General features: G+C 65.3%; 14 protein-coding genes and 1 pseudogene. 8 read left to right on the plus strand and 7 right to left on the minus strand.

The genetic code is table 11. From position 1 onward, the window contains the following. Positions 1-167: 167 nt before the first annotated feature. Positions 168-497 (plus strand): hypothetical protein, encoded by a 330-nt coding sequence (locus LB568_RS26990; protein ID WP_013894296.1) that lies wholly within the window; start codon positions 168-170, stop codon positions 495-497. Between the two features lie 65 nt (positions 498-562). Here the strand turns inward: LB568_RS26990 and LB568_RS26995 are convergent, their stop codons facing one another. Further along, positions 563-1,156 carry a DUF6456 domain-containing protein gene (locus LB568_RS26995; RefSeq protein ID WP_041164146.1) on the minus strand — a complete coding sequence of 198 codons (594 nt, stop codon included), beginning with the start codon at positions 1,154-1,156 and terminating at the stop codon, positions 563-565. 267 nt (positions 1,157-1,423) lie between these two features. Here LB568_RS26995 and LB568_RS27000 point away from each other — a divergent pair, with 267 nt between their 5' ends. Next, positions 1,424-1,705, plus strand: a complete 282-nt coding sequence (locus LB568_RS27000) for a DUF982 domain-containing protein (RefSeq protein ID WP_023767160.1) — start codon at positions 1,424-1,426, stop codon at positions 1,703-1,705. A gap of 57 nt (positions 1,706-1,762) precedes the next feature. Then, positions 1,763-2,119, plus strand: a complete 357-nt coding sequence (locus tag LB568_RS27005) for a DUF982 domain-containing protein (RefSeq protein ID WP_224731716.1) — start codon at positions 1,763-1,765, stop codon at positions 2,117-2,119. A gap of 98 nt (positions 2,120-2,217) precedes the next feature. On the opposite strand, the gene LB568_RS27010 is transcribed toward LB568_RS27005, so the two are convergent. Beyond that, positions 2,218-2,898 (minus strand): GcrA family cell cycle regulator, encoded by a 681-nt coding sequence (locus LB568_RS27010; protein WP_013894292.1) that lies wholly within the window; start codon positions 2,896-2,898, stop codon positions 2,218-2,220. Between the two features lie 591 nt (positions 2,899-3,489). On the opposite strand from LB568_RS27010, the gene LB568_RS27015 reads away from it, so the two are divergent. Next, positions 3,490-4,194 (plus strand): XRE family transcriptional regulator, encoded by a 705-nt coding sequence (locus LB568_RS27015; protein WP_013894290.1) that lies wholly within the window; start codon positions 3,490-3,492, stop codon positions 4,192-4,194. A gap of 52 nt (positions 4,195-4,246) precedes the next feature. On the opposite strand, the gene LB568_RS27020 is transcribed toward LB568_RS27015, so the two are convergent. Beyond that, positions 4,247-4,549 carry a hypothetical protein gene (locus LB568_RS27020; RefSeq protein ID WP_013894289.1) on the minus strand — a complete coding sequence of 101 codons (303 nt, stop codon included), beginning with the start codon at positions 4,547-4,549 and terminating at the stop codon, positions 4,247-4,249. A gap of 170 nt (positions 4,550-4,719) precedes the next feature. Here LB568_RS27020 and LB568_RS27025 point away from each other — a divergent pair, with 170 nt between their 5' ends. From LB568_RS27025 to LB568_RS27040, 4 genes are all read left to right on the plus strand, one after another. Next, complete coding sequence (locus LB568_RS27025; RefSeq protein WP_013894288.1) at positions 4,720-5,082, plus strand: hypothetical protein; 363 nt, start codon at positions 4,720-4,722, stop codon at positions 5,080-5,082. A gap of 99 nt (positions 5,083-5,181) precedes the next feature. Continuing rightward, the gene (locus LB568_RS27030) at positions 5,182-5,778 is read left to right on the plus strand and encodes a hypothetical protein (protein WP_224731718.1); all 597 of its coding nucleotides are present in this window, start codon (positions 5,182-5,184) and stop codon (positions 5,776-5,778) included. After that, positions 5,775-6,365 carry a hypothetical protein gene (locus tag LB568_RS27035; protein ID WP_224731719.1) on the plus strand — a complete coding sequence of 197 codons (591 nt, stop codon included), beginning with the start codon at positions 5,775-5,777 and terminating at the stop codon, positions 6,363-6,365. Before LB568_RS27030 ends, LB568_RS27035 begins: the two co-directional genes overlap by 4 nt. Continuing rightward, complete coding sequence (locus LB568_RS27040) at positions 6,362-6,943, plus strand: hypothetical protein (RefSeq protein ID WP_224731720.1); 582 nt, start codon at positions 6,362-6,364, stop codon at positions 6,941-6,943. The genes LB568_RS27035 and LB568_RS27040 overlap by 4 nt, the downstream gene beginning before the upstream one ends. A 206-nt stretch (positions 6,944-7,149) precedes the next feature. Here LB568_RS27040 and LB568_RS27045 read toward each other — a convergent pair whose 3' ends face one another. The 4 genes and pseudogenes from LB568_RS27045 to LB568_RS33870 all read right to left on the minus strand — a co-directional run. Continuing rightward, positions 7,150-8,448, minus strand: coding sequence for a hypothetical protein (locus tag LB568_RS27045; protein WP_224731721.1), 1,299 nt, complete (start codon positions 8,446-8,448; stop codon positions 7,150-7,152). Positions 8,449-8,595: 147 nt separating this feature from the next. Continuing rightward, the gene (locus LB568_RS27050) at positions 8,596-9,609 is read right to left on the minus strand and encodes an ABC transporter permease (RefSeq protein ID WP_013894283.1); all 1,014 of its coding nucleotides are present in this window, start codon (positions 9,607-9,609) and stop codon (positions 8,596-8,598) included. Then, positions 9,606-10,691 carry a sugar ABC transporter ATP-binding protein gene (locus LB568_RS27055; RefSeq protein ID WP_412033931.1) on the minus strand — a complete coding sequence of 362 codons (1,086 nt, stop codon included), beginning with the start codon at positions 10,689-10,691 and terminating at the stop codon, positions 9,606-9,608. The genes LB568_RS27050 and LB568_RS27055 overlap by 4 nt, the downstream gene beginning before the upstream one ends. Next, positions 10,686-11,114 (minus strand): annotated as a pseudogene (locus LB568_RS33870) (ATP-binding cassette domain-containing protein); the annotation flags it as partial. The gene LB568_RS27055 and the pseudogene LB568_RS33870, both read right to left, overlap by 6 nt. Positions 11,115-11,292 lie beyond the last annotated feature (178 nt).

The following is an 11,292-nucleotide window of genomic DNA, read 5'->3' on the forward strand; positions in this document are numbered from 1 at the left end:
ACGCGGATTGGGCTCGCTAGCCAAGACACGTTTCTGAGCCGCCCCCCTCACCGCCCCATTGCATCGGTCGCTCCGGTGAACGCCTGGTTCGTCACAGCTGGCGAATTTTCGGAACGAGGCTGCATCTCGGGAGTTTATATTAGGCCAACCTTGAAAAGGAGGTAGCCATGAAGAAGCTCCTACTCGTCTCGGTTATCGCCATTGCTTCGGCGGCGGCGATGATCGCCCCGGCGGATGCGCGCAGTCACGTTTTTATCGGCATCGGCGGCGGCTATAACGATTATTACGGCAACGATTATTACGATGGCTATGGCGGTTATGGCAGTCGCTACGTCTATAGCCCCTACGACGACGACTACGACAACGGCTACAGGCCGGGTTATTTTTATCGGCACCACCGGGGTTATTCCTACAGGCACCACCGTTGCCACATCGAAGTGGTCAGACACTGGCGCCACCACCACAGGATCGTTGAGGAAATCCGCGTCTGCGGCTGACCTGACCTTCTGAAACTGACCCGGCCGGCATCTGCCGGTCGGGTGTTTGCGCCGTTATCGCACGCTCACCGCCCCATCATCATCCCGTAGTGCACCGCCAGCAGATCCAGCCCCACCTTCAAGAGCTTGGTCACAACGTCCCGGCCCTCGTCGGTCTGTTCGGCCAGGCTCTTGATCGACCCGCCGGCACAGCAGACCTTTTGCACCACGGCGGCGACCTCCCAGTGGCCGAGCGCCCTTGTGGCGGCGGCGTTGGCGCGGCCGGCGTCCAGCACGCTGTCGGCAATGCCGCCGCCCTGGCGACCGCCGTCGACGCGTTCGGTCCAGCGCATGGGCTTGACGCTCGCCTGCTGGCTGCACTGGAAATCCTCGCGGTAGCGCTGGCCGGCCTCACGCTGCTGGCGCGACAGCGAGGTGATGCCCGTGAGCGGATCGACATTGCGCACCCGTACGATGCCGCCGGTGGAGGTGAAACCGTCATTCGACACCTCGTAGACGCGCCGTGCCTCCTGCGTTCCGGCGTTCAGCCGCTTGCGGCCGAAGGCGTCATCCCTTAGCGCGAAATCATGGCCGACCTCACGGCGGATGCGCACCTGCTCGGCCTCGCCCTTCGGCAGTTTCGGCACCTGCGGTTTGGCGGCTTTGGCTTTTTTGGGCATTGGTTGGCTCCTTGGGGTTCTTGGGGTGGTTGAAGAGGCTGGCGGGATGATCATCCCGCCGGCTTCGCGAGCGCTTGCGCCCCACGCCTCGCCACCGGTTCGCGCGGTGGAGAAGGACATCGTGTCGCCGACGAAATCGGAGACGGGGAGTGGCGTGAACGGCCGTTCGCTCATGCCCGCCTCCGCGCCGCGCTCATGGTCACGGTTGATGGAACCAGCCTCCAGCCCGCACGTTGTTTCGCGTCGATTCCAAGGAGAGAATTGCCGATGACGGCCTTCATGCCCGTGACGCTGCGCTTCTGCGACAACAAGACCATGTTGGTCGGCTCGGTGGCCGATGCCGCGACGGCGCTTCGGCAGCAATGGCCCGACAAAACCTCGCCCGGCTATCTCGACGCCGCACGGCTGGTGCGGCTGGCGGTCGAGGGCAGTTGCTGCCCGCGCACCGCCTTCGAAGCATTCATCCGCGCCGCCGGGCAGCAGGGCATATTGGTGGCCAGGCGCAGAAGCCGTGCGCATGACTGGCTGGACGCCGCCGCCCGCCCGTGAGGCAGGTCCGACCGCCATGCAACCGCCTGCTGGTGTCGCGCGTTTATGAGCGTCGGCTTGAAAGCCGCGCGCACTGCACGACCGAAGGTGAACGCCGTGGGTACGATGAAAACCGGAGTGCCGCTTAAAGTATGCCTGGACGGCCATGTCGAGGAGATCGACAACGTGGCCGACGCCGCCGATTTCCTGCAACGCTGGCCGATCGAGCGGCGCGGCCACGTCTATCGCAGCGCGCTCAACGCCTGCAGCGCGGCTATCGCCGCGCAGATATCGGAATCCGATGCGATAAAAGTGTTCACAGGCTTTGCCCGTGTCGCCGGCATTTTGGTTGGAGACAACGGTCCAGCGATGACGCTGGAGGCCCGGACAGCGCAAAGCCGCCTGCCCAAGCAGGGACGGCAGATGCCGAAATAGGGCGGCGAGAGTTCGTTCGTGTCGGGCTTGTTTCATTTGAAATCCTCAAATCCGCCGGCTGGCGGACACCTGCACGATTTGCGTTCGCGTCCCTTCGGTCATCCGGGCGTTACCCCGCAAACCCGCCGCTGGAATCGCGCTTGGTGATAGCTGCAATAGCTTTTCAGCGCCTTGGTGCCCATGCCGCAGCACAGCATGTCGGCGCCCGGCCGCCCGCCTGGTGCATCCTTCTCGGGGTCTTCCTCCAGCGCCATGTCCAGCGGTGCGCGGCAGCGGGAAAACAGGCAGTCGATGAACCGCATCGCCACGCCATGCGGCTGACGGCCGATGGGTACGCGCTGCGGCGCTGGCACCTCCAGGCGATAGGCCTCGCCATCGGCGATCAGCATACCCACCTCGCGCACCAACCGACGCGTCGGGAGCCAGGCCGGCGAAGGATCAGGCCTGGTCTGGATTTTGCGAGCGGCGCCGCCCCCGGCCATTTGTGCGTCGGGCAATTTTTCCACGGCAACCTTGCCGGTTGCCCTACTCTTTTCCCGCGTTCGGCCTTGTCGCCTGCTCTTCACCGCAACCCGCTTGACGCTGGCCGGCGGTCCCCCGCGGTTGGCAAAGCCGACCGCACCCAGCATGGCGTTGCGGTGGACGATGCCGATGATGGCATTGCGCGAAACCGGGCTGCCGCGCAGCGCACTGAACGCGGCGGCGATCCTCGAGGCCGAAAGCCCCTCCTTCAGCCAGCGGGCGATCTCCTGCAGTTCGGCGTCTGTATAGCTTGCCATTTCCAGGCTCCATCCAAAGATCCGCCTTCGGCCACGCTTGAAAGCGCGCCGTCGGCCAGGCGTCAGGGTTCCAGCCCGGTCTGGGCCGCGGTCAGGGTGTTCGATGCGAACGCCGGCTTCTCGCCGGCGATCAGCCGAAGCGGATCGATTGCCCGGCGAGGCGCGCAAGCCGCGCCTCGGCCGTCTTTCTATCGGAGGCGGACACCGCCCTGCCCGTTGCGGGCTCCAGCAGGATGACGGTGCCGTCCTGCGTGCGGATGCAGGATCGCCCGGGCAGGACACATGCGTCGAATTGGGGGCCGGAGCCGAGGGGAGCGGCGACTCCGGCCGTTCCGGTCGCCGCTGACGGGCGGACCGGACCCGAGGCTGGTGCAATCAAGCACGGGGCCTCGGGCTTCACTCCGGCCGGGGAGGAGGACGGCCGGAGCGGAAGGGAATGGCTGGCGACTTCAGCCGCCGGAAGCGCCTCGCAAGAGGCCGGCGCTACCGCGCCATCGAAGCTGGACAGGTTTTGCATGACCTGATATAAGCATAACTCGAAAATTGATGCAAGCCATTCTTTCATAGACGAGAGCAGCTTTCATCGCTCACATGGGTGCCATGGCAAAAACGGAACTGTCGATCAAGGTCGGGGCGGCGATCCGCCAGGCGCGCAAGCAACGCGGCCTTGTCATGCGCCACATCGCCGAGCACAACGACACCGATGTCGCCGCCGTCGGCAATTGGGAAACCGGCCGCAATCTGCCCAAGACCGAGAACCTGTTGAAGACCGCCGCCTTCCTGCGCGTCGACCCAGTCGCGCTCGGCCAAGGGCAGGTCGTCTTCCTCGACGATGCCGGTCCGGTGGCCGACGCCGAGATCGTCACCGATGCCGGGCCCCTGCCCGCCGGACCGATGGACATCGAGCTTCTGGGCGCGGCCGTAGGCGGCGACGATGGCGACTTCACCTTCAACGGCGAGGTTGCCGGCTACGTCCAGCGCCCGCCCGGTATCGCGCATCTGCGAAAAGTGTTTGCACTACACGTGCTTTCGGATTCCATGGTGCCGCGCTACGAGCCCGGCGAAATGCTCTATTGCGGCGGCCGCGATGCCGTCCCCGGCGACCATGTGGTGATCGAGACCTTCCCGGAAGAGAACGAGCGCAACGGCAAGGCCTTCATCAAGAAGCTGGTCAAGCGCACGGCGGGCGAACTGGTGGTCGAACAGTACAATCCGCCGAAGACACTGACCTTCAACCGCTACGCCATCAAACACGTATGGCGGGTTATACCGCTCAAGGAATTGCTGGGGTATTAGGCGGGGCGGTTCTTCCTTCTCCCCTTGCGGGAGAAGAACCAGCGCCCCTCCATCAAGCCCGCCTCGTCCCCTCCAGCGGCACCTCGCGGTCGCTCAGCATTTGCGCTTCGCTGCGGACACGCTGGCGCTCGTCGATGAACGCGGCCTGGATCGACACCGCCGTACCCGGCAGCCCGTCGGCGCGACAGGCGGAACACACGATGCGACCCGAAAGCACAGCCAGCGGCGTGTTGCCATTCACCCCGAACCGCTTCAGCTGATCGACCCGCCACCACCTGTTTCGGCCGCAATCGGTGCATTCGACGGAGATCGAAGCGACCTGCGCCATTACTGCTTCCCTGCCCGGCAATGCCATCGCCCCTCCTCGTCTTTTGTTCGTGATTTGTTCTTATATTCCTGCGTTTTGCACGGAGAGTCGAGTCGCACTTTCAAGACTTTCCCAAAAGTTTCCCTTCTCCATATTTTTGAGTTATGCTTATATAAACTTGCAGATGCGAGTCGCCTGCCACAGATCCGGGAGCTATGATGGATGACGCCGATTTCGCCCGCGCCTGCGGCTACACCGGCGACAGTCCTGCCTTGCTCCAGGCCTTCGAGGCGATCCGCCGCAACGGCATCGCGCACGCCCGACAGGATCATCTCAGGCGCAAGGCCGTCATCGACGACCTGAAACAGTCGGAGCTCTTGTTCCTGGCCGCGATAGGCCCGGCGCTGACGGCGCAAGAAGCCATCGAGGACACCGCCCATTTCATCGCCTGCTGGCGCAACATGCCGCGCTGGCGCCAGGAGCGTCGCCTGCCCGATCTGGTCCGGGCCAGGCAGCAGCGGCTCGTGGCGCGCTTCTTCCGCCGCTACGCACACCGTCTGTGGGCGCTCGAAGCAGCCTGAGGCAGGCACGCCTGGACCAGCCATTTGCGGGTTCCATCAGCCGTTTTTTCTTTCTACATTGCCTGCGGGTGGCTGTTCGTTCGACGTGCATAGTTTGGAATGTTCAAGACTGCCCGTTCAAGACTTCAGACCTGGATAACGGCCGGCGCGGGAACCATTGCCGCCCTATTCGTCGCCGGCCTGATGGGAGCCTTCGGCGCCCTGCCCGCCCACGCACCGCCGCAACTGCCACCGGACACCGCCATCGATGCCGGGCGCTGGCGCGTGCAGCCGGTGCACGCCTATGTCAGCCATGCCAAGGTTTATGGCGTGCCCTTGAAGCCCGGCCAGAAGGCGCTGGTGCTGGAAGTCGACATGACCAACCGCACCGCCCAATCCGACAAGGCCTATTTCGACGTCTTCAAGCCGGACGGGATCGACCTGCCCGGCGGTCAGCCGATGGTCGCGCTGACCCGTGATGCGACGCTGACGCCGGAACTGCACCCCGGCATGACCGAGCGCATGGCCTATGTCTGGCCGTTGGCCGGCGACGCGGCCGTCCCACCAACGCTCGCCTTCGGCATTACCGCCGAGATCTTCAAGCCGCGCGACAATCTCTACGGCACGCCCGGCTGGTACAATCCCTACCGGCTCGGCACCGTCACCTTGCCGGTCGCCGATGTGCCGGCGACCGAGACGCCGGGGAGCGGATCATGAGAATCCGCGTCCTCGGCAATCTCGTGATTCTCGCCGCCACGGTCGCGCTGAGCTATGGCATGCAGGTCTCCAAGCCGCGTTATGCCGACCTCACCGCGCCGATCCCGGTCGATGGCGCCATGCACGACACGGTGCGGGCACGCAGCTTCGATGTCCGCCTGGACAAGATCGTCTTTGCTCGCAAGCTCAAGACCAACCAGTTCGGCCAGGAGAAGCTTTTGACGACCGGCGGCCTGTGGGCGGTGGTGACGACAAACCTCGCCGCCACCGGCTCCTCCACCACGATCGCCGACGGCACCTGGCAAGGCCCGACCGGGCTGCGCTACCACCAGACGGAGCGGCTCGGCTATCGCCAGGACATGCCGCCGCATGGTGTCGATCCGGGCCTCGAAAAACGCGGCCTGTTCGTCTTCGAAGTGCCATCCGACCAGATCCGCGGCGCCAGGCTGCTGATCGCCTCGCGCCGGTTCGGCCCGCTCGACGCCCAGGCCCGTATCAGTCTCGACGCCGTGCAGACCGGGGCAGACGGTCAGCCGGCCGACATCGTGCCGGAATTCGATCTGGACGCGCGGCAAGGTGGAACATGACCGCCGTTTCCACCAATGAGGAGCCAGCCACCGCCACCGACGCGCAGGCCGAGAAAAAATGGCGCCGGCTCAGCCTGGCGGCACTTGCCATCCTGCTGCCGCTGACGCTGGCCGAGACCGGCTACGACAGCGTGCGCGCATGGCTGCGCGGCGAGGATCTCGTCGCCAGGGATGTCGACTTCGGCCAATCCGTGCCGTTCGGCGGCAGCGACTGGCGGCTGGCCGACCTGCGTGGCGGCAAGGCCGGCCGCTTGCCCGACCACGCCTTCGCCGTCATCGCCACCTTCTCCGTGACCATAGGCGACACCGACCTGCAGAAGCAGTGGCTGGGCTGCAAGCTGATGCTGACCGACGCCGCGGGGCGCCGCTGGCTGCCCCACTTCATCTCGGGCGTCAGCCTGCCGGACGGCGTCATGAATTGCACCTCGGCGATCTTCTCAGGCGCCAGGAAGGGCGACGTCATCACCATCGGCGACATCTTCATCGTGCCCGAGGATGCCATCAAGACCATCCGCCCCGCCGTCGGGCTGAGCAGTGAGCGACCCTGGTATCTGCGTTTTCAGCGGCCGCCGAAGTAGCTACTTTCTCCCCGTCACTATACGGGGAGAAATGCCCGGCAGGGCAATGAGGGGCAGCGCCAACGCTTCGGTAAACGGCTGATTTGCCAAATGTCGCTGTCAGCGCCGGCTTGCATATCCAAGCTCAATTCTTTCGCGTCGGCGCCGCCCCTCATCCGCCTGCCGGCACCTTCTCCCCGTATAGCGACGGGGAGAAGAACGCTCTTCTACGCCGCGTCAGCCTTTACCGTCCCCGTCCCCTTCGACAGCGAAAACGCCGTCTCCAGCACGGCGGCGAGAAAGCAAATCCGCAGCGGCTCGATCAGGATGCCAGTGGAGGAATCCTGGAACGGACTGCCGAACAGCAGCGTCACGCCGCGCGAGAAGATCTGCCAGACATCGAGCTCGTGCGGGCCGATCAGCCGCGTCGCGCCCAGCCACAGCCAGGCGGCACCCCAGTCGAGCAAGCGGTAGCCGACGACCAGCGTGCACAGAAGCACCAGGCTCGAGCTCACCGTCAGCCGCACGCCGTTGGCGATCGGCAGGTAGCGCGAGCGGTAGCCCTTGACGAAATGCTCGACGAAGTCGCGCAGGAATTTCGGCAGGCCGGCATAGCGCTGGCCGAACCGCTCCAGCCGGCCGTGCACGCGCATCAGAGCGGCGTCGTCGCGCACATCATAGCCATAGATCAGCGCCGCCATGACCAGCCAGATCAGCGGCAGCAGCATGTAGAAGAAAAGGTTCACCGCGACCGTCGACGGCGCGATCGAGGTGATCTCGACCGGCACCACGGGTGCCGCCGTCGCCATCGGCACCGGGCCCGTCAGCCCGTCGACCGACGCCTGCACGGCCGACCAGAAATTGCGGCTCAACAGCCATTGCAGCGCCGAGTCCTTCCAGCGGCTGATCACGTAAAGACCGACGAAGATCCAGTTGGTCTCGCAGATCACCACCACGATCTGCCAGAACGAAAGGGCCTTGGTCTTGCCCTGCATGAATTTGGCCAGCCGGCGGATCAGCCAGGACACCGCCACCGAGACCAGCAGCCAGCGCGAATCGAGCACATCGAGCACATTGGCGCTCTGGCCGAAATCGGCCTGGTCGAGCGTTTCGCGCGAATATTGCCGCACGATGTCGCCAAGGAACCCCCATGCGGCGTAGTAGGCGAAGAACGGCAACAACGCGATGGTGATCATGCGCACCAGCCGCGAGCCGCGCCGGTCCGCGGCATTGTTATGGCTGTCGGCGGTCGCGGCCTTGTCCGCGCTGCGCTGCGCGGCAAGCACATTGGGCAGGCCCGGCCGCAGCACGTGGAACATCGCCACCGTCACCACCAGCCGCGCCAGCGCCACCAGCGTCAGCATGGCGAGCCCGGCGAAATGATTGGCAAGCGCCACCTTCGCCGCCAGTTGCAGCAGGATATCGCCGGCCAGCACGCCTGCCAGCACCAGCGCGACGAGCTGCGGCCAAAACCGCCGCAGCAGCGTAAAACTCAAGCTGATCGGTCTGATGATGTCGGCAAACATGAGGCTCTCTCACGATGCCACCCGCCCCAATTCTTTCTAGCAAAGGACGGTTTTATTGCAAGGAATGCGAGGGAGCCTCCTGGCAAACTGCATGGCGAGACGCCCCCCTCTGACCTGCCGGACAGAGGCCCAGGCGCAAACCTCTCCTCACCGCCTCACCCGCGACTTAAGCCACCTATCGAACGCCACCGCCAGGATCAGGATCAGCCCGATCACGATGCTTTGCGTGTAGGACGACACGTTGTTGAACTGCAGCCCGTTCTGCAGCACCCCGATCAGCGCCGCGCCGACCACCGTGCCGCCGACCGAGCCAATGCCGCCGAACAGCGAAGTGCCGCCGATGACGACGGCCGAGATCACCGTCAGCTCGTAGCCGATGCCGGCAACCGCTTCCGAGGAGTTCAGCCTGGCCGACAGCACGAAGGCGGCAAGCCCGGCGAAGAAGCCGACGATGACATAGACCGAGACCAGGATGCGGTCGACGCGCAGGCCGGACAGCCGTGCCGCCTCGGCATTGCCGCCGACGGCATAGACGGCACGGCCATAGCGCGTGTAGCGCAGCACGATGTGGCACAGGATCGCGGCCGCCGCGAAGATCAGCGCCGGCACCGGCACCGGGCCGATCAGCCCGGTGCCGAACCAGCGCATCGAAGCGTCGAAGCCCGAGATCGGGCCGCCGTTGGAGATGGTCAGCGTCAGCCCGCGAAACACCGTCAGCCCGCCCAGCGTGACGACGAAGGGCGGCACTTTCAGCCTTGTGATGGCCAGGCCCTGCACGCCGCCGGCCGCCGCGCCCACCACGACGGCGGCGAGCAGGGCGGCAAACCACCCAAACCCTTGCGTGCCCGAGGTCGACAGCGACAGCGTGTTGGCGGTGCCGCCCTTGGCGACCACCGCGGCGACCATGCCGCAAAAGGCGAGCAGCGAGCCGACCGAGAGATCGATGCCGGCAGTGAGGATGACGAAGGTCATGCCGAGCGCGATCAGCCCGGTGATCGAGATCTGGCGCGTGATGTTGAACAGGTTGATCGGGTCGATGAAGCTCGGCTTCAGCACTGTGAAGACGACCACGAGTGCGGCCAGGAACAGCAGCGGCCCGAAGCTCATCAGCAGCCGCGCGAAGTTGATGCCGCCGCGCTCGTTCTGTTCCGTCACGCTCATCGTGCCCGCCCCTCGTCTCGCATCTGCCCCTCGTCCTGCCCTGAACCTTGCTTGTCGAGCGCCATCAGTTCCATCAGTTTTTCCTCGTTCGCCTCGACGCCCGGCATCTGCCCGGTGATGCGGCCCCGGCGCATGGTGACGATGCGGTCCGACACCGCCAGCACCTCGGGCAGTTCGGACGAGATCATCATCACCGCGATGCCGCGCGCTGCCAATTGCACCAGGATTTGGTGCACCTCGGCCTTGGCGCCGACATCGACGCCACGCGTCGGTTCGTCGACGATCAGCACTTTCGGGTCGCGTGCCAGCCAGCGCGCCAGGATCACCTTCTGCTGGTTGCCGCCCGACAGGCCTTCGATCGCCTGCTCGGCCGAAGCCATGCGGATCGACAGCATCTTGCGGAAACCGGACAGCGCATCGCGCTCGCGTCGCTCGGCCATGAACCCAAAACCGTTGCTGAAGCGGCCGAGCGAGGCGACGGAGAAATTCGGCAGGATGCCAAGTGCCGCAAAGATCGCCTGGTGCTTGCGGTCCTCCGGTACCAGGCCGATGCCGAGCGCGATGGCATCCGCCGGCGAGGCCGGCGCGATTTGTCGGCCGTCGAGCGTGATGGTTCCCGCAGCGATCCGGTCGGCGCCGAAAATGGCGCGCGCCAGCTCGGTGCGGCCGGAGCCGACGAGGCCGGCAACGCCAAGGATCTCGCCTGCCTTGAGGTCGATGTCGACATCGTCGAGCACGATGGCGTGCGGCGCCTCGGGGTCGCGCACGGTGCGCAAACCGCGCACCGACAGCACGACATCGCCGGCCACCGCGCGCTGCGCCGGCCGCGCATAAAGCTCGGAGGCCGCGCGGCCGACCATCTTCTCGATGATCCTTGGCAGTGCGATCGGCCCGCCCTGGCGGTCGAGATGTCCTGCCAGCCTGCCGTCGCGCAGCACGGTCATGCGGTCGCAAATAGCGGATGCTTCTTCCAGCCGGTGGGTGACGAACATGATGGCGACCTTGTCCTGTCGCAGCCGGTCCATGATCGACAACAGCCGCTGCACCTCGGTTTCGGTCAGCGCCGAGGTCGGCTCGTCCATGATGATCAGCCGGCTTTTCAGCGACAGCGCACGCGCAATCTCGACCAGCTGCTGCTCGGCCACCGACAGCGCCGACACCGGCGTCATCGGGTCGATGGAGAGGCCGACGCGGGCGATGATATCGCGGGAATCCCGCTCCATGCGCTTCCAGCTCACCAGCCCGAACGGGCCAGTCGGCGCGCGGCCGATGAAAATGTTTTCCGCCACCGTCAGCGTCGGGATGAGGCTGAGTTCCTGGTAGATGGTGACGATGCCGAGCCGCTTGGCATCCTGCGGGCTCGACGGCTGGTAGTCGGCGCCATCGAAACTGATATGGCCGCTCGACGGCGGCATGACACCCGACAGGATTTTGAGCAGCGTCGATTTGCCTGCGCCGTTCTCGCCAAGCAGGCCGAGGATTTCGCCGGGACGGATGTCGAGCGAGACATCGCTCAACGCGGTGACCCCGGAAAAATGCTTGTTGACGCCTTGGACGGCGAGCAGGACGGGTGGTGCGGCTTCAACTGGCAAGGGTGGCTCTCTCGACAAAAGTTCCTCTCGACGTCAGCGCTTGAACACCCCCCTCTGTCCTGCCGGACATCTCCCCCGCAAGGGGGGAGAT

It is taken from the genome of Mesorhizobium sp. B263B2A (assembly GCF_020165775.1).
GTDB classification, from domain to species: Bacteria; Pseudomonadota; Alphaproteobacteria; order Rhizobiales; family Rhizobiaceae; genus Mesorhizobium; species Mesorhizobium opportunistum.

Coding starts and splice junctions, on each gene's coding strand:
- LB568_RS26990 (WP_013894296.1), top strand. CDS start 168: ATGAAGAAGCTCCTACTCGTCTCGGTTATCGCCATTGCTTCGGCGGCG.
- LB568_RS26995 (WP_041164146.1), bottom strand. CDS start 1,156: ATGCCCAAAAAAGCCAAAGCCGCCAAACCGCAGGTGCCGAAACTGCCG.
- LB568_RS27000 (WP_023767160.1), top strand. CDS start 1,424: ATGACGGCCTTCATGCCCGTGACGCTGCGCTTCTGCGACAACAAGACC.
- LB568_RS27010 (WP_013894292.1), bottom strand. CDS start 2,898: ATGGCAAGCTATACAGACGCCGAACTGCAGGAGATCGCCCGCTGGCTG.
- LB568_RS27015 (WP_013894290.1), top strand. CDS start 3,490: ATGGGTGCCATGGCAAAAACGGAACTGTCGATCAAGGTCGGGGCGGCG.
- LB568_RS27020 (WP_013894289.1), bottom strand. CDS start 4,549: ATGGCATTGCCGGGCAGGGAAGCAGTAATGGCGCAGGTCGCTTCGATC.
- LB568_RS27025 (WP_013894288.1), top strand. CDS start 4,720: ATGGATGACGCCGATTTCGCCCGCGCCTGCGGCTACACCGGCGACAGT.
- LB568_RS27030 (WP_224731718.1), top strand. CDS start 5,182: ATGTTCAAGACTGCCCGTTCAAGACTTCAGACCTGGATAACGGCCGGC.
- LB568_RS27035 (WP_224731719.1), top strand. CDS start 5,775: ATGAGAATCCGCGTCCTCGGCAATCTCGTGATTCTCGCCGCCACGGTC.
- LB568_RS27040 (WP_224731720.1), top strand. CDS start 6,362: ATGACCGCCGTTTCCACCAATGAGGAGCCAGCCACCGCCACCGACGCG.
- LB568_RS27045 (WP_224731721.1), bottom strand. CDS start 8,448: ATGTTTGCCGACATCATCAGACCGATCAGCTTGAGTTTTACGCTGCTG.
- LB568_RS27050 (WP_013894283.1), bottom strand. CDS start 9,609: ATGAGCGTGACGGAACAGAACGAGCGCGGCGGCATCAACTTCGCGCGG.
- LB568_RS27055 (WP_412033931.1), bottom strand. CDS start 10,691: ATGGACGAGCCGACCTCGGCGCTGACCGAAACCGAGGTGCAGCGGCTG.